Source organism: Streptomyces boninensis (assembly GCF_048572725.1).
GTDB classification, from domain to species: domain Bacteria; phylum Actinomycetota; class Actinomycetes; order Streptomycetales; family Streptomycetaceae; genus Streptomyces; species Streptomyces boninensis.
In genome coordinates this window covers 2,090,111-2,108,739 of sequence record NZ_CP183837.1, presented here as the reverse complement: position 1 = coordinate 2,108,739, position 18,629 = coordinate 2,090,111, and the positions used below count along the sequence as shown (strand labels likewise).

The 18,629-nt window shown below is 71.7% G+C and carries 12 protein-coding genes; 9 read left to right on the top strand and 3 right to left on the bottom strand.

Going from position 1 to position 18,629, the window contains the following annotated elements; genetic code table 11:
- Positions 1 to 81: 81 nt before the first annotated feature.
- The 3 genes from pyk (at position 82) to ACNNMR_RS09410 (ending at position 4,191) form a co-directional block, all read left to right on the top strand.
- The gene (gene pyk / locus ACNNMR_RS09420; protein ID WP_419994081.1) at positions 82 to 1,515 is read left to right on the top strand and encodes a pyruvate kinase; all 1,434 of its coding nucleotides are present in this window, start codon (positions 82 to 84) and stop codon (positions 1,513 to 1,515) included.
- Positions 1,516 to 1,588: 73 nt separating this feature from the next.
- Entirely contained in the window at positions 1,589 to 2,917 is a 1,329-nt protein-coding gene (locus ACNNMR_RS09415; protein ID WP_419994080.1) for a DUF1800 domain-containing protein, read from the top strand.
- Between the two features lie 20 nt (positions 2,918 to 2,937).
- Complete coding sequence (locus ACNNMR_RS09410) at positions 2,938 to 4,191, top strand: DUF1501 domain-containing protein (protein ID WP_419994079.1); 1,254 nt, start codon at positions 2,938 to 2,940, stop codon at positions 4,189 to 4,191.
- Between the two features lie 22 nt (positions 4,192 to 4,213).
- On the opposite strand, the gene ACNNMR_RS09405 is transcribed toward ACNNMR_RS09410, so the two are convergent.
- The 3 genes from ACNNMR_RS09405 to ACNNMR_RS09395 are packed head-to-tail and all read right to left on the bottom strand — an operon-like array spanning position 4,214 to position 7,821.
- Positions 4,214 to 5,635: a sensor histidine kinase gene (locus ACNNMR_RS09405; RefSeq protein ID WP_419994078.1), complete on the bottom strand. Its 1,422-nt coding sequence runs from the start codon at positions 5,633 to 5,635 to the stop codon at positions 4,214 to 4,216.
- 5 nt (positions 5,636 to 5,640) lie between these two features.
- On the bottom strand, positions 5,641 to 6,339 hold the full coding sequence (locus ACNNMR_RS09400; protein ID WP_419994077.1) for a response regulator transcription factor: 699 nt from the start codon (positions 6,337 to 6,339) through the stop codon (positions 5,641 to 5,643).
- Positions 6,340 to 6,381: 42 nt separating this feature from the next.
- Entirely contained in the window at positions 6,382 to 7,821 is a 1,440-nt protein-coding gene (locus ACNNMR_RS09395; protein ID WP_419994076.1) for an arabinose isomerase, read from the bottom strand.
- Between the two features lie 132 nt (positions 7,822 to 7,953).
- Between ACNNMR_RS09395 and ACNNMR_RS09390 the strand changes: the two genes are divergently transcribed.
- From ACNNMR_RS09390 to ACNNMR_RS09365, 6 genes are all read left to right on the top strand, one after another.
- Positions 7,954 to 8,970: a LacI family DNA-binding transcriptional regulator gene (locus ACNNMR_RS09390; RefSeq protein ID WP_419994075.1), complete on the top strand. Its 1,017-nt coding sequence runs from the start codon at positions 7,954 to 7,956 to the stop codon at positions 8,968 to 8,970.
- Positions 8,971 to 9,097: 127 nt separating this feature from the next.
- Complete coding sequence (locus ACNNMR_RS09385) at positions 9,098 to 10,387, top strand: MFS transporter (RefSeq protein ID WP_419994074.1); 1,290 nt, start codon at positions 9,098 to 9,100, stop codon at positions 10,385 to 10,387.
- A complete protein-coding gene (locus ACNNMR_RS09380) occupies positions 10,384 to 14,046 on the top strand; it encodes a hypothetical protein (protein WP_419994073.1) in 3,663 nt (1,220 codons plus the stop codon). Before ACNNMR_RS09385 ends, ACNNMR_RS09380 begins: the two co-directional genes overlap by 4 nt.
- Positions 14,043 to 16,634, top strand: a complete 2,592-nt coding sequence (locus ACNNMR_RS09375; RefSeq protein WP_419994072.1) for a family 78 glycoside hydrolase catalytic domain — start codon at positions 14,043 to 14,045, stop codon at positions 16,632 to 16,634. Before ACNNMR_RS09380 ends, ACNNMR_RS09375 begins: the two co-directional genes overlap by 4 nt.
- A 15-nt stretch (positions 16,635 to 16,649) precedes the next feature.
- Entirely contained in the window at positions 16,650 to 17,900 is a 1,251-nt protein-coding gene (locus ACNNMR_RS09370; RefSeq protein ID WP_419994071.1) for an endonuclease/exonuclease/phosphatase family protein, read from the top strand.
- An 82-nt stretch (positions 17,901 to 17,982) separates the two neighbouring features.
- The gene (locus ACNNMR_RS09365; protein ID WP_419994070.1) at positions 17,983 to 18,588 is read left to right on the top strand and encodes a hypothetical protein; all 606 of its coding nucleotides are present in this window, start codon (positions 17,983 to 17,985) and stop codon (positions 18,586 to 18,588) included.
- Positions 18,589 to 18,629: the final 41 nt, after the last annotated feature.

Sequence of the window (18,629 nt, the reverse complement as noted above, 5' to 3'; positions counted from 1 at the left end):
TCAATACCCTTTCACGCAATTGTCGTTGGGTAGTAGGCGGTCCACAGTTCTCTACTCGTGGGTAAGTCATAGAGTCGAAACATGCGCCGAGCCAAGATTGTCTGCACCCTGGGACCCGCGACCGATTCGTACGACCAGATCAAGGCACTGGTCGAGGCCGGAATGGACGTGGCGAGATTCAATCTCAGCCACGGCAGCTACGCGGAGCACGAGGAGCGTTACGCACGGGTGCGCAAGGCCGCCGACGAGACGGGGCGCAGCGTCGGCATCCTCGCAGACCTTCAAGGGCCGAAGATCCGGCTGGGCACCTTCCGTGAGGGGCCTGTACTTCTCGAACGCGGCGATGAGTTCACGATTACGGTCGACAGCGTCGAGGGCGACCGGCAGCTGTGCGGGACCACCTATGCCGGGCTGGCCGCGGATGCCTCGCGCGGCGAGCGCATCCTCGTCGACGACGGGCGGGTGACCCTTGAGGTCACCGGCGTGGACGGGCCGCGGGTGCGCACGATGGTCATCGAGGGCGGCATGGTCTCCGACCACAAGGGGCTCAACCTGCCCGGCGTGGCGGTGTCGGTGCCCGCGATGTCCGACAAGGACACCGAGGACCTGCGGTGGGCGCTGCGTACCGGCGCCGACGTGATCGCGCTGTCCTTTGTCCGTAATGCCCATGACGTGCGTGATGTGCACCGGATCATGGACGAGGAGGGACGCCGGCTCCCCGTCATCGCGAAGATCGAGAAGCCGCAGGCGGTGCAGAACCTGGAGGGCATCGTCGATGCCTTCGACGGTTTGATGGTGGCGCGCGGTGATCTTGGCGTGGAGATGCCGCTGGAGCAGGTGCCGATCGTGCAGAAGCGCGCGATCAAGCTGGCGAAGCGGAATGCGAAGCCCGTCATCGTGGCCACGCAGATGCTGGACTCGATGATCGACGCGTCGCGCCCGACGCGCGCCGAGGCGTCGGATGTCGCCAATGCGGTGATGGACGGCACGGACGCGGTGATGCTGTCCGGCGAGACCAGCGTCGGCAAGTACCCCGTACAGACGGTGAAGACGATGAGCCGGATCGTCGAGGCCGCCGAGGAGGAGATGCTCGCCAAGGGCCTCCCGCCGCTGACGGAATCCAGCAAGCCGCGCACGCAAGGCGGCGCGGTGGCGCGGGCCGCGGCGGAGATCGGGGACTTTCTCGGGGCGAAGTACCTGGTCGCCTTTACCCAGTCCGGGGACACGGTGCGGCGGCTGACCCGGTACCGGTCGCCGATTCCGGCGCTGGCGTTCACGCCGGTGGAGTCGACCCGCAGTCAGCTGAATCTGACGTGGGGCGTGGAGAGCTTCCTCGGGCCGATGGTGGAGACCACGGATGAGATGGTCGCGCAGGTGGATGAGCAGCTGCTGAAGATCGGCCGGTGCCGGAAGGGCGATGTCGTGGTGATTACGGCGGGGTCGCCGCCTGGGGTGCCGGGGTCCACGAATCTGGTGCGGGTGCATCACATTGGGGAGGATGACTCGCCGAGGTAGGGGCGGGTAGTTCCCACGGAATTCCCACCCTGGGCACACGCTGCCGCGACGGGGTGCCGTCAGCCTGCTGTCCATGGCAGTTCTGGACGAACGGGCGCGGGTCGCCCGGTTGCTGCAGCGAACCGGGTTCGGCGGCCGCGGCGACGTGGGCGGGGGGTTCGGCGACACCGTCGACCGGATCCTGGCGCCGGGGGACGACGCGGACGCGCCGAAGCCGCCTGACCTCGGGCCGCTCCCGATGCGCGGCAAGGGCAAGAAGGGTAACAAGGCGGGTAAACCGGATGATCCGGACGAGGCTGCGAAGAAGGCCTATCGCCAGGCCGCCCGGGAGCAGCGCGAGGCGCTGACCTTCTGGTGGCTGGACCGGATGACCGCCACCCGCCGCCCCTGGCTGGAGAAGCGGACGCTGCTCTGGCACGACCACTGGGCGACGTCCATCCAGAAGGTCAAGTCCGGCCAGGCGATGCTGGCGCAGAACGAGACGCTGCGCCGGCTCGGCGGCGGCGACTTCCGGGCGATGGCCCGCGCGATGGTCCAGGACCCCGCGCTGATGCTGTGGCTGGACGCGGCCGGGAACACGGCGGAGGCGCCGAACGAGAACCTGGCGCGCGAGCTGATGGAGCTGTTCGTGCTCGGGGTCGGGCACTACGAAGAGACCGACGTACGACAGGCCGCCGCGGCCCTCACGGGGTGGTCCGTGGACCGCAAGGGCGGCGAGGAGTGGCGGGCGCGTTTCCGGCCGCGGCAGCATGCGCGGGGCGCGCAGACGGTGCTCGGCACGAAGACCGACTTCACGGCACCCGCCCTCGTCGACCACCTGGTCGAGCAGCCCGCCTGCCCGAAGCACGTGGCGTCGCGGCTGTGGGCACGGCTCGTATCGTCCGAGGACAAGCCGTCCGAGGAGGCGCTGGAACGCATCGCGGCGAGCCGCGACCTGACCAGGATGGTCCGGGCGATCCTCATGGAGCCCGCCTTCTCGGACTCGGGGAGCGTGCTGGTGAAGCAGCCGGTCGAGTACGTGGTCGGCTCGCTGCGGGCGTTGGGCGTACGCCCGTCGCAGCTGGAGAAGAAGCAGCGCCGCCAGCTGATGCGGACCCTGAACGGCCTCGGCCAGGTCCCTTTCGCACCACCGAACGTCGGCGGCTGGCCGCACGGCGCCGCCTGGCTGACCACGGCGGCGGCAAAAGTGCGGATCGGCTTCGCCCAGCAGCTCGTACGGCAGGCCGATCTGGGGCCGATCGAGCGGACGGCGCGCGGGGAGCGGCCGGAGGCGCTGGCGCAGCTGCTCGGGGTGCCGCGGTGGAGTGAGGCGACGGCGCGGGTGCTGGCGGACGCGGCGAGGGAGCCGCGGCGGGTGACGGCGATCGCGCTGGTGGCGCCTGAGCATCTCGTACTGCCCTAGGCCTGAGGAGGAGTTGACCGGTGGACACCTGGACCCGACGCAAGTTTCTGACCGCGAGCGGCGTTACGGCCGGTGCGGCGCTCGCGGGCGGGGCGACGGCTTGCAGTGTTGGTGAGCTGCTCGGTTCGAGTACGGAGGAGAGCCGGGCGAGCGAGGCGCGGACGCTGGTGCTGGTGACGCTGTACGGCGGCAATGACGGTCTGGGGACGGTCGTGCCGGCCGGGAATGCGGCGTATCGGGATGCCCGTCCGGATCTGGCGTACGGCGAGGACGAGGTGCTGCCGCTGGGGGAGGGGCTGGGTCTCAACCCTTCCTGTAAGGGTTTTAAAAAGCTCTGGGACAGCAAGCAACTGGCAATAGTGCGAGGCGTCTCGTATCCGCGGCCGGACCACAGCCACTTCAGATCGATGTCGATCTGGCAGACCGGCTCGCCGGCCCACCCGCTGCCGACGGGCTGGCTCGGCCGCTGGCTGGACGTGAGCGGGGATGCCGACCCACTGCGGGCCGTGTCGATAGGGGCGACGCTGCCACCGCTGCTCGCGGGAGAGAAGACGGCGGGCGCGGCGGTGCAACTCGGCGGCCTACGCCTGGCCAAGCCCTGGCAGCAGGTCTGCAAGGAGCTGGCGCAGGCACAGGACGGTGTACATCCGCTGCAGGCACGGGCGGCGGCATCGCTGGGTGATCTCACCAAGGTGGTAGGCGAGTTCGGAGCGAAGGAGAAGCCGGAGCCAAGCCCCTCCCTGGTGGACCCGGGCGAACCACGAGACGACGCCGAGGCCGGCGCCGACGACGGCGCCTCAGCAGGCGGCCAGGGCCAGCTGGGCGCACAGCTGGCAGTGGTCGCAAAGGCGATCAAGGCAGGCGTCCCCACCCGCGCCTTCAGCGTGAGCCTGGGCGGCTTCGACACGCATGCCAACGAGAAGAACACGCAATCGCGCCTGCTGGGCGAGATGGACAAGGCACTGACCGCCTTCCTGGAACAGGTACGCGGCAAGAGGGTCGTGGTCGCGGTGTACTCGGAGTTCGGGAGGCGGGTGAAGGCCAACGCCAACCAGGGGACAGATCATGGGACATCGGGTCCGGTCTTCATCCTGGGCGAGCCGGTGAAGGGCGGCTTCTACGGCGACCAGCCCTCGCTGACCAGGCTCAAGGACGACGACCTGCAGATGACGACGGACTTCAGGGATGTCTACGCGACGCTGCTGGAAAGGGTGCTGGGCACGGAGCCGGGGAAGGTCCTTGATGGCCATGACCGAACCCTGAGCTTCGTCTAACGGGTGGCCCGCGCCTTCCTGCCTACGCCCTCAGCCCCGGCAGCCGCATGCTCACCACCATGCCTCGCCCCTCCACTCCGCCGGTGACCTCCACCCGTCCCCCATGCGCCTGGGCCACCGAAGCCACGATCGCCAGGCCCAGGCCGCTGCCCGCCCCGCTGCGTGATGGATCCGCCCGATAGAAGCGGTCGAAGATCTTCGGCAGGGACTCCTCCGGGATGCCTGGGCCGTCGTCCGCGACCACCAGCTCCGCCACGCCCCCGTCCCCATCCCGGCCCCCCGCCACCGTCCGTACGGACACCCGCGCCGCCACCCCGCCAGGGGTGTGAGTGCGTACGTTGGCCAGCAAGTTGTCCACGACCCGGCGCAGCTGCTCCTCATCCCCGTACACGACCACCCCCGGCGCCGCCTCCAGCTCGACCCGCCGGTCAGGAGCCGCCGCCCGGGCCGCGGCCACCGCCGCAGCCGCCACCTCGCCCAGGTCCACAGGAGCGCGTTCCGGCGCTCGCACCGTGTCCAAGCGGGCGAGCAGCAGCAGGTCGTCGACCAGGCGGCGCATCCGTAGTGCTTCGCCCGCGATGCCGTCCATCGCCTTGCCGACCTGCTCCGGCGCGGTCAGGGCGCCCTGGGCGTGCAGGTCCGCGTAGCCGAGGATTGCCGTCACCGGCGTGCGCAGCTCATGCGAGGCGTCCGCGATGAACTGGCGCAGCCGCTCCTGTGTGGCCTCCTGGCCGTCCAGCATCGTGTTCAGGGCCAGGCCGAGCCGGCCCACCTCGCTGCCGGAGTCCGCCGGTGCGACTCGGTGTCCGCCGCGCCCCGCGGCGATTGCGTCGGCGTCGCCTGCCATGGACTCCAGCGGCCGCAGGCCGCGCCGTACGATCCACAGCCCGGCCGCCGTGAGCAGCGCCAGCGCGGCTGCCGTCGCCACGCCCTCGATCAGCAGCAGGCGGCGCAAGGTGCCGTCCACCGAGGTCAGCGGGACGGCCGTCACCAGCGTGCCGCGGTGGTCGGGGAGGGGGCGGGTCAGGAGCCGGTAGTCGGGTCCGCCGGCGTCGACGGCGCCTACCGTGACCGGTTCCCCGAGCTTCGGTTCCCCGGCCTTCGGTTCCCCGGTCCTCAGCTCCGCCGGCAGGCTCGGTGGTGCGTCCTCCGGATTGCGCAAGCCCTTCACCAGCGGCGTCACCGTCCCATTCGGCCGCCGGATCTCGATGAAGTACTCCGACGTGCCGAGCATCTTCGCGTCCGCCGCCAGCCCCTGCGCGGGCGGCAGCCCCTGCCGCACCTGCTTCACGACCCGGCTCTGCACCCCGCGCAGCGACGTATCGGTGCGGTCCAGCAAATAGCCGCGCAGCGCCCCGTACACCACCGCATCCAGCGCCAGCAGCACCACCGCGACGAGCGCGAGCAGCGCCAGCAGCAACCGAGCGCGCAGCGAGCGAGGCACCCCGATCACGCCTCGGGCGCGCGCAGCACGTAGCCGATGCCGCGGCGGGTGTGGATGAGCGGCGGGCCCAGGGAGTCGACCTTTCGCCGCAAGTAGGAGATGTACGACTTGAGCACGGCCGTGTCGGCGGCGCCGTAGTCCCAGACGTGCTCCATCAGCTGCTCGTGGGTCAGGACGCGGCCCGCGTTGGTGAGGAGGTGGTGCAGCAGGCGGTATTCGGTGGGGGACAGCTCCACCGCCGTGCCCGCCCTGCGCACCTCGTACGTCCGCGGGTCCAGCTCCAGGTCGGCGCAGCGCAGCACCGCCTCGTCGGCCGGGCCGCCGCCCTCGGTGCGGCGCAGCACCGCGCGCACCCGGGCGGCGACCTCGGCCAGCCGGAACGGCTTGGTGATGTAGTCGTCCGCCCCCAGGTCCAGCCCGCCCACCACATCGGCGCCGCTCTCCCGGGCGGTCAGGAAGACCACCGGCACCCGGGCGCCGCCGGCCCGCAGCCTGCGGACGACCTCGAAGCCGTCGAGGTCGGGCAGCATGACGTCCAGCAGCACGAGGTCGGGCCCGTGCTCGCGCACCGCGGCGAGCGCCGCGCGGCCCGTGGCGGCCTCGGCCACGTCGTAGCCGAGGAAGCGCAGCGAGGTCGCGAGCACGTCGACGATCGCGGGTTCGTCGTCGACGACGAGCAGGCGGCGTCCGGTCCCCTCTTGCATGGGGCCATCCTCGCAGGTGGCTCCCCACCGGCCGGAAGCCGACTACACCACCCTCAGCTCCACCCCCATCAGATCCGCCACCGCCCGCAGCTCCGGCAGGATGTGTCCAGTGGCCAGCGCCCAGTGATGCCCCACCCCGCTCGCCGACCAGTCGTCGCACCACTCGCCCGGGTCCCGGCCGAAATCCACCCGCGACGTCGTGTTGCCGATCTTGAGCCGCGGCCCTTCCACCACCGCCCCCTCCGAGGCGATGAGCTGATACCGCCCGTCCCGGGTCTGGCCCAGCCCGACGGTGGTCACCGGACCATGCTTCACCTCGAACTCCACCGACACGCCCCAGCCGCGCTTGCCGTGGTAGACGCCGAGGCCGCGCAGCAGCGGCCGGCTGTCGCTGATGGCCAGGTGGCCCGGCCCGTCATGCCCCATCTCCACTACGCCATCCCGGAAGTTGAGCGCCTGCAGTTCCGTGAAGGACCCGCCCGCGCCCAGCCGATCGGTGATCAGCATCGCCAGCGACGTACGCAGCTCGTACTCGCCGGCCGCCGGAATCCCGCGCGCCGTCAGCAGCGACGCGCCCAGGATCATCCCGGCGCCGAGTCGCTCGTGCGTCTCGCCGTCCAGGCCGCGGTGGTAGTACGCGAGTGAGTCCAGGTCGAAGTCCGCGGCGAGCCGGTCCAGGCCCACCGCGACCTTCGCCGCCCAGGCGAGGTCCTCGTTGACCACCGTCTCGGCATCGAGCTCGAAGACCTTGCGGGTCTCGGCGAGCTTCGCCTCGACGTCCGCGTCGCCCACCTTCTCCACCCGCACCCGCAGGTCGTCGAACTCCAGCACCTCCACATGCCCGCCCAGATTGCCGGTGACCATGGTGAGGTCGGTGGAGACGTCGTACATGCCCGGATACAGGTGGCCCATCAGCCCGTGCCTGCCGTTACGGAGCACCGACCGCACTCCCGCCGCCTTGATCCAGCGGCCGATCCGCGCCCAGGCCCGCTCGTCCTCCAGATAGCCGGACACGGAGCGGAAGTCGATGCCGCAGCGCTCGAAGGCGTTGGCCATCTCCGGCAGCGGGCAGGCGCCGCAGTACGCCAGCCACTGGCCCGTGTCGAAGGTGGCGTGGTCCATCGACTCGGTCGGCTGCAGGTTGATCAGCAGCACCGGGGCGCCGCTGCGTTGCGCGATCGGCACCAGCATCGTGGCGGTCATGTAGGTGGTCAGGAAGCCGACGATCAGGTCGCAGTCCGCGGCCCGCAGCTTCTGTGCCGCGGCGGCGCCCTCCTCGGCGTCGGAGATGAAGCCGACGTCGATCACCTCGGCGTCGAAGGCGCCCATCCGCTCGGCCACCCGGGCGGCCGAGCGCTGGAGTTGCGGGAGCAGGTCGGGGAACTGCGGCCAGTACGCGCCGAGTCCGCCCGCGACCAGGCCGATCCGGGGCCGGCGGGCGGTGGCGGGGGTGCGGGTGTCGGATGTCGTGGGAGACGTCATCTTGGCTCCTAACTGAAAGGTTTCAACGACCCTGCGCGGAAGCTAAGCCCCCCGCTTCGGGGGCGTCAATGGGGAGGTGCGGAGGGGAGGCGTATTCTGAGCGACCTCATGGTTACGCCGGAACGCAGACGTGTGACGATCACGGACGTGGCGCGGCACGTGGGCGTATCCACCTCCGCGGTCTCCAAGGTGCTCCGCAATGCCTACGGCGTGAGCCCCGCCATGCGCGAGCGCGTCCACGCCGCCATGGCCGAGCTGGGCTACCGGCCGCACGCCGCGGCGCGCGGGATGCGCGGCCGGACGTACACGATCGGCGTGCTGATGGACGGCATCCGCAACGCCTTCTTCGCCGACCTCCTCGACGGCATCCACGGCGTCCTGGGCGGCACCGAGTACGCGACGCTGATCGGCTACAGCGGGCCCAGCCCCGACGAGCAGTACAAGGCCACGTTCGCGATGGTCGACCGCCAGGTGGACGGCCTCATCCTGATCGCCCCGACCTTCGGCCGCCCGGAGGTCGAGAAGACCGCCGCCACCGTCCCGACCGTGGTCATCGGCCATCACGACCCTTCGCCGCACTACGACTCCGTCGTCAACGACGACGCCGCCGGCGCCCGCGAGGTGGTCGATCACCTCGTCGAGCTGGGGCATCGCCGGATCGCCCTGATCTCCTCGCCGGCGGTCACGGGCAGCGGCTGGACCCGCCCGCCCGCGGTCGTCGCGAGCGAGGGCTATCGCGAGGCGATGGCCGGGCACGGGCTGGCGGATCTGGTACGGATCGTGCCCGCCGAGTACACCGACGAGGGCGGCTATAGGGGCGCCACCGAACTGCTCGCCGCGCCCGAACCGCCCACCGCGATCTTCGCCGGCGCCGACGTCGCGGCGACCGGGGTCTTCCGGGCGGCCGCCGAGCTCGGCCTGCGCATCCCCGAGGACCTGTCCCTCGCCGGCTACAACAACACGGCGGTGGCCGCCCTCCAGCCCGTCCAGCTGACCAGCGTCGACCAGGCCGGGGACGCCATGGGCGCGATGGCGGCCCGGCTGCTCCTGGAGCGCATCGAGGAGCGGCGTACCCGCTCCCTGATCGAGTCCGTGACGCCGGGTCTCGTCGTCCGCAGGACCACCGCGCCGCCCGCGGCCCTCGGCTGATCGTCCGCATCTTTTGCTGCCCCAACCCTTGACGGTCGCCATCGGCACCCCCATTGTTTGAGTCGTTTCAATCCTCGTAGAACGTTCTACACACGTCCCCGCGCAACGTTATGAGGAGCCGCCGCTCATGGTCCAGGAAACGACTCAACCAACCGCCGTCCAGGACGACGGCACCGTCACCCGCGAGCAATGGAGATGGACCGCCCTGGCCGGCATGGCCTCGTATCTGGACGCCGGCTCGATCGTGGCGCTGGGGGCGGGACTTGCCCTCTTCCAGTCGTACCTGAACCTCAGCAGCGATGCGATCGGCGCGCTCGCCGCGATCGGGCCGAACGCCATCGGCTGCGCCGTCGGCGCCTTCATCGGCGGCCGGCTCGGCGACAAGCTGGGCCGCAAGCGCATCTACAAATACGACCTGCTGGTGTACGCCGCGGGCATCCTGTGCGTCGCGCTGGCCTTCAACGCGCCGATGCTCTTCTTCGGCGTCTTCGTGGTCGGCGTCGCGGTCGGCGCCGACGTCCCCACCTCCCTCGCCCTGGTCGGCGAGTTCTCCCCGGCGAAGGCGCGCGGCAAGCTGCTCGGCTTCACCCAAGTCGCCTGGAACTTCGGCCCGGTCATCGTGCTGGTCCTCGCCCTGGTGCTGTCCAATCTCGACCTGCTGGGCATCCGGATCGTGTTCCTGCACCTCTTCGTGATGGCCCTGGTGACCTGGGCGCTGCGCCGCGGCCTGACGGAGTCGCCGCGCTGGCAGACCGCCGCCAAGGCGAAGACGGCGGCGCAGCACAACCTGAAGGCGCTGCTGAGCGGCGCCCACCTGAAGGCGCTGCTGTGGACCGGAAGCATCTACCTGTTCTGGAACCTGGCGGCCGGCACCGCGGGCATCTTCACCCCGTACTTCATCAAGACGCTCAACGCGGGCGGCCAGACCGCGAGCGTGGCGCTGTCGTCGTCGGGCTTCATCATCGGCGGCGTGGCGACGGTGTTCCTCTTCATGCGCTACGCCGACCGAGGGCACTCGACGCGCAAGCTGCTGTGGGGCGTTGGCGCCGTGCTCCAGATCGTCGCGTACGCCGTCTTCCTCGTGCTGCCCTTCACCGTGCCGGTGATCGTCCTCAACATCTTCCTGTTCGGCGTCGGTGCCGCGCTGGCCGGTGAGGCCTTCTACAAGGTGTTCAGCCAGGAGCTGTTCCCGACCATGCTCCGCGGCACCGCGCAGGGCATCACCTTCGGCGTCGCCCGCACCTGCCTCGGCGTGTGGAGCTTCTTCGTGCCGACGCTGGCCGATGCGGGGATCGAGACGGTCGCCGCGCTGCTGTCGCTGTTCCTCATCATCAGCGGCGGCATCGGCTACTTCTTCATGCCGAATACCTCCGGCAAGGCGCTGGAGCAGATCGAATCGGAGCGTGCCACCGCGTGACCTCCCAGCACCACTCGGCAGAACTCCTCGCACGATTCACCGCCCCCGGACCCGAGTACACCCCGCTGCCCATCTGGTGGTGGAGCGGCGCGGAGGTCACCAGGGACCGGCTGCGGTGGCAGATGGAACAGCTCGTCTCCCAGGGCGTCAGGCAGGCGGTGGTGATGTGCCTGGCGCCCACGGGGCCGATGTTCGGCTCGCTCGCCGACGACCCGCCCTTCCTGAGCCCACGCTGGATCGAGCTGCTCGACGGCGCTTGCGAGGACGCCGCCCGCCTCGGCTTCCGGATCTGGATGTACGACCAGATCGGCTTCTCCGGCGCGAACTTCCAGGGGCGGCTGACGGCCGCCCACCCGGAGTACGCGGGCCTCTCCCTGCACCGCGAGCAGGACGGGACCATCGGGCAGCGGGTCAGCGGCTTCGACTACTTCGGCACCGACGCCTGCGCGGCGCTGCTCGACCAGGTGCACGGCGAGCTCGCCCGCCAGGTGGGCCACTGGTTCGGCAGCGTGATCCCCGGCTTCTTCCAGGACGAGCTGCCCGCGATGCCCACTTGGGGGCGGGACTTCGCCGAGACCTTCTCCGAGGCGTACGGATACGACCTGCGGCCGCTACGCCCCGCGCTGTACGAGGGCGCCGACCCCCAAGCGGCCCGCGTCCGCCGCGACTACCACGAGCACCGCGCCCGCCTCGCCCGCCGCGCCTTCTTCGACCCGCTGGACGCGTGGTTCGCCGAACACGGCCTGATCTGCGGCTTCGACCAGGCCTCCCCGGCCCGCGAGGGCGACCCGGTCGGCGGCGTGCAGATGTACGGCGACTACCTGGGCACCCACGCCGGCTTCGGCGCGCCCGGCAGCGACCACTGGGGCGACCCCAAGGTGCACAGCTCCCTCGCGCACGCCCACGGCGCGCGGCGCACCTGGATCGAGGCGTTCCACTCGTCGGGCTGGGGCGGCACGCTGGAGGAGACGTACGACTGGCTCGCCCCCTTCCTCCGCCGCGGCGCGAATCTCTACGACCCGCACGCCGTCTACTACTCGACGGCGGGCGGCTGGTGGGAGTGGGCGCCCCCGTCGACCTGCTGGCGGCAGCCGTACTGGCCGTCGTACCACCAGTTCGCGGGCGCCGTGACCCGGCTGTGCTCGGTGCTGACGACGGGCACGCACGTCTGCGACACGGTGCTGCTGTCGCCCACGACCACCGCGCAGGCCTATCTCACGCTGGACGGACCGCTGCCGCCGGCCGAGCGGGCGACCGCCTGCTATCACCGGCTCAACGGGGTCAGCAACTGGATGGCCGAGGAGCGCGGCGTCCTGGAGCGCGCCGGGATCGATCACGACACGCTGGACGAGAACACGATCGCGGCGGGAGCGGCCGGGGCCGAGGGCCTGCGCGTCGGGGATGAGACGTACCGGACGGTCGTGCTCCCCGACGTGGAGCTGCTGGATCCGGCCGCCGGACGCCGGCTGGTGGAGTTCGCGCGCGCCGGCGGCACCGTGGTGTGCGTCGGCCGGGTGCCCGAGCCGCTGACCGGCCATGCCGTGCTGGTGGCGACGCCCGAGGAGGTGCCGGACGCGGTGCCCGCCGGTCCGGTACGGGTCCAGGCCGATGCCCCGTATCTGCTGCGGCGGCACGGTGATGCGTACGTCGTGATGCTCGCCGCTCACGACGAGCACAGCGGCACCGGGGCGCCGATCATGCGGCTGGGGGCCGACGACTGGTACGCGACCGGCTTCAGCTGGGACGAGTACTGGCGGCAACTGCGTACGGACGGCTATGACTTCGTGTCGCCCGCCGACCGCCGGGCTCAGGTGCGTATCGAAGGGCTGCCGCCGGTGCGCGCCCAGCGGTGGGACCCGCGGACCGGGGAGCGGACCGAGCTGGAGGTCACCGCGGACGGCGGGTCGCTGCTGCTCGACGTGCCCTTCGCGGACGGCCCCGTGGCCCTGGTGGTGCTGGGCGATGACCTGCCCGACGCCACCCGCGAGCCGCTCGGCGCCGCCCTCGGCAGCACCCCGGTCGACGGGCCGTGGCGCGCGCTCGCGACCTCCACCCTCGACAACCGGCACGGCGACCTCGCCGCCGCCGACCGGGACGGGGTGCTGCCGATCGAGGTGTGGCGCCTGGAACACGCGGCGCACGACGGCGCCGACTGGGGGCGGGCGACCGCGGGTTACGGCCCCTTCGCCGAGGTCCGCGACCCCGACGGCACCTGGCGCCCCGCCGAGTGGTCGCTGTCGCGCGGCATCCGCAAGGACCCGATCCACCTGGAGCCGCTCGGCCCCAAGGGCTATGTGCCGGAGGAGTTCCTCGACTGGCGGCGGATCGAGCGCGGCGAGCAGGTCGCCGTACGCACCCGGCTCCCGCTCCCCGACCGCACCGGCCTGCACCTCGCCGTAGGGTCCAATGCCGCGCGCCGCGTCCGGGTCGACGGCTCCGAACTGCCGCTCCAGGGCGGCGGCTACCAGTCCTTCAGCCCGCTCCCGGCCCACACCGCCGGGCGGACGGTCGAGCTGGAGATCGACTTCACCGCCGAGCGCGACGGCCCGCTGCGTGCCTCCTTCGCGGTGGTCACCAGCCCCGGCCCGTACCGCCGGCCGGAGTGGCTGACCGGCGACGGCGAGGTGAGTCACACCTTCCGCCTCGCCGAGGTGCCCGCGTCCGGCGCCGAGGTGCTGGTCGCGGGGGAGAGCGCCTGCAGCGTCCTCGTCAATGGCGTCGAGATCGGCCGCCAGGGCGACTTCAGCCCGTACCCGGGACACCGGCAGGTCCACGTCAGCCCGTACGACCTGAGCGCCGTTCTCCGCAGCGGCGAGAACACGATCACCCTCCGGCCCGCCGCGGGCTCGGCGGTGGCGCTCGACTCGCCGGACCTCGGCCTGATCAGCGGCGCGGGCTGGCAGGGGGAGACCGTACGGCGCTTCCATGACTGGGACCCGCGCGTCCTGTGCGCCCGGGTGCGGCCGCACCCGCTGCCCGGCGCGCACTGGCTGGAGCCTGCCGCGGCACCGGGGGAGACCGTCGTGCCGGTGGTCCCCGACCTGGCCCCCGGCCCGCGCACCGAACGGCTGCGATTCCCGGCGCCGCTGGGCACGACGGCGCTGCGGATCCCGACCGATCTGGAGGTGGTCGTACGGATCGGCGACCGCGAGTACAAGCCGGAGAACCAGCGCGTGACCCTGCCAGAACCGCTCCCCGCCGCCACCCCCGTGGTGCTGGAGGTGCAGGCCGTCGACGGCCGCAGAGGCGGGGCGCTGCTCGACGGGGCGATCGCGGCCGAGGTGGCCGAGGCGTCGGTGGAGCCGGCCGGCTGGGAGGAGCTCGGGCTGCGGTCGCTCGGCGGGCAGGTGCGCTATCGCACCACGATCAGCGCGCCGACGGCGGGGGAGCGGGTCGTGCTCGACCTCGGTGAGGTGCGCGGCACCGCCGACGTCGTACTCAACGGCCAGGTGGTCGACCGCCTCGTCTGGGGCCCTTGGCGCACCGAGATCACCGACGCCCTGCGCCCCGGCGCGAACCAACTCGACGTCATCGTGCGCGGCACCCTCGCCGGATACCTCGACGAGGCGTCCCCGACCATGGCCGTCGCCGCGGGCCAGACCCGCACCGGACTGTTCGGCCCGGTGCGGCTGCACCGGCACATCGGAGGAACCTCATGACCACCGACGTAACGGCAGCCGTCACCGCCGTCCGCTTCGAGCACCGCGACGACCCTTCCCCAAGCTCTCGACTTCGCTCGAGCAGGGGATACCCCATTGGCCTCGGCACCGGCACACCACGGCTGTCGTGGCAGGTGCGCACCGACGACCCGGACTGGCGGCAGACCGCATACGAAATCCGGCTCGGGGACGGGCCGCCGGTGCGCGTGACGTCGGACGAACAGGTCCTGATCCCCTGGCCCTTCGACCCCCTCCCTTCGCGTACCCGCGCGACGGTCCGCGTGCGCGCGGCCGCGGGCGACCGGTGGACCGACTGGAGCCCGCCCGCGACCGCCGAGACCGGGCTCCTGCGGCCGGCCGACTGGAGCGCCCGCTTCATCAGCCCCCGCACCCCCGGCCCATCCGCCCCCGTGCTGACCCGCACCGTGGCCCTGTGCACCGAGGTCGCCTCCGCCCGGCTGTACGCCACCGCGCACGGCATCTACCAGGTCACCCTCAACGGCACCCGCATCGGCGACGAGGAGCTGGCCCCCGGCTGGACCAGCTACCACCACCGCCTGCGCTACCAGATCCACGACGTCACCGCGCTGCTGCGGCAGGGCGAGAACACCCTGGACGTGCTCCTCGGCAACGGCTGGTACCGCGGCCGCCTCGGCTGGACCGGCCGGCAGGCCCTGTACGGCGACCGGCCGGCGCTGCTCGCCCAGCTCGAAGTGACGTACGCCGACGGCTCGGTGGAGGTGATCGGCACCGATGAGCAGTGGACGGCCCGTAACAGCGGCATCCTCGCCGACGACCTTTACGACGGCCAGGTAACCGATCTGCGTCCACTGGAGCCGGTCACCGGCCCCGTCGACATCCTCGACGAGGACCTCGGCCGCCTGGTCGCCCCCGACGGCCCTCCCGTCCGCGTCACCCAGGTGCTGCCCGCCAGGTCCGTATGGCAGTCGCCGTCCGGGCGCACCCTGGCCGACTTCGGGCAGAACGTCGTCGGCCGGGTGCGCCTGCGCGTACGCGACCCGAAGGCCGGCGACGAGGTGACCGTCCGGCACGCCGAGGTGCTGGAGCACGGCGAGCTCGGCACCCGCCCGCTGCGCTCCGCGAAGGCGGCCGACAGCTACTTCCTCGCCGATGCCGCCGAGGCCGTGCTCGAACCCGAGCTGACCTTCCACGGCTTCCGGTACGCCGAGATCACCGGCGTCGCGGACGTACGGGCGGCGGACCTGGAGGCCGTGGTGCTGGGCAGCGACCTGCGGCGCACCGGCTGGTTCAGCTGCTCGGACCCCGAGCTGGAGCGGCTGCACGAGAACGTCGTCTGGGGCATGCGCGGCAACTTCCTCGACGTCCCCACGGACTGCCCGCAGCGCGACGAGCGGCTCGGCTGGACCGGCGACATTCAGGTCTTCTCGCCGACCGCGAGCTTCCTTTACGACACGGCCGGATTCCTCGGCTCGTGGCTCGCGGACCTGGCGGCCGATCAACTGCCGGACGGCTCGGTGCCGTATGTCATCCCGGATGTGCTGCGCGATGTCTTCGACGAGGCCGGGGACGGGCGCGTCACCGCCGCGGCGTGGGGGGATGCGGCGACGGTGGTGCCGTGGGTGCTGTATCAGCGGTACGGGGATGTGGGGGTGCTTGAGCGGCAGTTCGGGAGCATGCGCGGGTGGGTGGACCGGATCGCCTCGCTCACCACGGAGGACGGGGTGTGGGCGGGGGGCTTCCAGTTCGGGGACTGGCTCGACCCGACCGCGCCGCCGGACGATCCCTTTGCCGCGAAGGCCGATCCGGATGTGGTCGCGACGGCTCATCTGGTCAGGTCCGCGGAGATCGTCGCGGAGGCCGCCGGAGTGCTGGGGCGCGACGCCGACGCGAAGCACTACGGCGCGCTGGCCGCCCGTACCCGCGAGGCCTTCGCCCGCGCGTACGTGAGCGACGGCGGCGCGGTGCACAGCGATGCGCCGACCGCGTACGCCCTCGCCGTCTGCTGGGCGCTGCTGCCTTCGGCGGAGCAGCGGGAGTATGGGGGGCGGCGGCTGGCGGAGCTGGTCGAGGAGAACGGCTATCGGATCAGCACCGGCTTCGTGGGCACTCCGCTGATGACCGACGCGCTCACGGCCTGCGGACATGCCGATACGGCCTACCGGCTGCTGCTGGAGCGCGGCTGCCCGTCCTGGCTGTATCCGGTGACGATGGGCGCGACGACGGTCTGGGAGCGGTGGGACAGCATGCTGCCCGACGGGACGGTCAATCCCGGCGAGATGACCTCGTTCAACCACTATGCGCTGGGTGCGGTGGCGGACTGGATGCACCGCACCGTCGCGGGCCTCGCGCCCGCCGCCCCCGGCTACCGCGAGATCACGGTCCGCCCGCTGCCCGACGGCGCGCTCAGCCACGCCTCCGCCCGCCATCTCACCCCGTACGGGGAGGCGTCCGTCGCGTGGCGGCGGGCCGACGGGCGGTTCGCGCTCGATGTCGTCGTGCCGGTGGGGGCGCGGGCGACCGTGCACCTGCCCGGGGGCGATGCGGCTGTCGCCGTGGGGCATGGGCGGCATTCCTGGACGGTCACGGATCCCTGCACGCTCCCTTGAGAGGAAGAGGAACGCATGCTCGTACGTAGGAGAGCCCACCGCCCATTCGTCGTCGGACTGGCGGCGGCCGCGCTGCTCACGGCGGGCGGCAGTGTGACGGCCCAGTCCGCACCTGCCCCTGAAGCGCCTGCCGCCGAGGCTCCCGGCGAAGACGACTGCGACGGCAAGGACCCCGCAGCCCAGCCGTCCGCCGCCCCCGGCGACGCCCTCCGCGTGGCCACGTACAACATCCACTTCGGCATCCCCGCCGGCGCCGACGACACCGTCCCCGGCACCGACGACCTCGACGGCACCGCCGCCGCCATCCGCGCGCAGAACGCCGACGTCATCGGCCTCCAGGAGGTCCACCACAAGGACGCCTGGCACGGCGACCAGCCCACCGCCCTCGCGGCGAAGCTCAAGGACCTCTACCCGTACGCGAAATACCACACCAACAGCGAGAACAACTCCGGCGGCCACACCGGCGAGGCCGGCAACATGCTGCTGTCGAAGCACCCCATCAAGCAGGAGAAGCACCTCCCCCTCCCCGAGGGCGAGCACGTCCGGCGCGGGCTGCACGGCATCCAGATCGACGTCGGCGGCACCCCGGTCTGGGTCTACACCACCCACTACTCGGCCGGTTACGACGCCGCCGGCCTCGCCCAGCGCGAGGGTGAGGCCCGCGCCACCATCGAGGCGCTCGGCAGCGCGAAGCAGCCGGTCGTGCTCACGGGGGACTTCAACGCCCGCCCGTACGACCGGCTGATGCCCTGGTTCGCCGACGCCGGCTGGGTCGACTCGTGGACGGCGCTGCACCGCGGCGACGCCGGCTGCACCTTTCCCGCCGACAAGCCGATCGCCCGCATCGACTATGCGTACGCCTCGCCCACCCTCGACATCGCGGCGGCGGCCGTGCCGCAGCAGCCGGACTCCGACCACCGCGCGCTCGTGGTCGACTTCAAGCTGCCCGCGAAGCCCGTCGACAAGTCGGCAGGGGTGGTCACCGCCGCGGACGGCCAGTCCGGCAACGGCAACCTCACCACGTACAAGGACGGCACCGCCCGGCTGCGCGTCTGCGACACCAAGGCCGACGGCTATGCGGTACGGGCCACCGGCTACGACCCGGCGACGAACAAGGACTTCCTCACCCGCACCGACCCCCAGCAGGCCGACTCCTGCTACAGCGCCACGGGCACGGCCCCGGCCCCCGGGTCGGCGGCGCTGCGCGTCTGCCTGATCAAGTCCGGCGAGCCGCCGCGCGACTGCCGCACGGAGCGACTCGGCTGAACCCGCGGGGCGGTGATGAGCGCCAACTCACCGCGACCGCCCGCGCCTTGCCGTGCCGCCGCGGCGCCTCTAGCTTTCCGCCATGGACGCCCCGCCCGAGCCGGAGGTGATCGGTCACGACGAACCGCGGCTCGTCGACCGGTGGACCGCGCTGCCCGGACGCATCCGCCGGCTGCTGCTCCTCACCGGCGGGCTGCTGCTGGTCGTCGGCCTCATCGGCTACGGGCTCGCCACCCGCCGCGCCGCCGCGCCGGGCCCGCCCCGCGTGCCCGCCAGGACCCCGGTCCCGTATCCGCTGCAGTCCACCGAGCTGCGCTACATCAAGATCGACGGCCCGATCGCAGGGGAAAAGGTATTTCATGTCCGAATGACGGCGAAATCCTCCACCGGCGCCAGCATTACCCGTGTCACCCAGGGCTACGACGGCCTCCGGCTGAAGATAGGACCGCCGGTGCCAATAGAGCTGCCGCAGGGGCAAAACGTGAAATTCACCGTTACGTTCGAGGCGCGATTGTGCAGAGGAGTCCCTCTCCACGCCAGGATGGCCTATCTGGACGTAACGCTCCGTAACACGCGCGCAATACAGGCGTACAGCGCCATTCTCGGAGACCGCTATGCCGCCGACCTGTCCACCGCGCTCCGTGCGCTATGCGAACATCCCAACCGCTCCGCATCACCTGGCACATGACCCCAGCAGCAACTTTGAGTCCCCAGGCGTGTCCGCTCTGC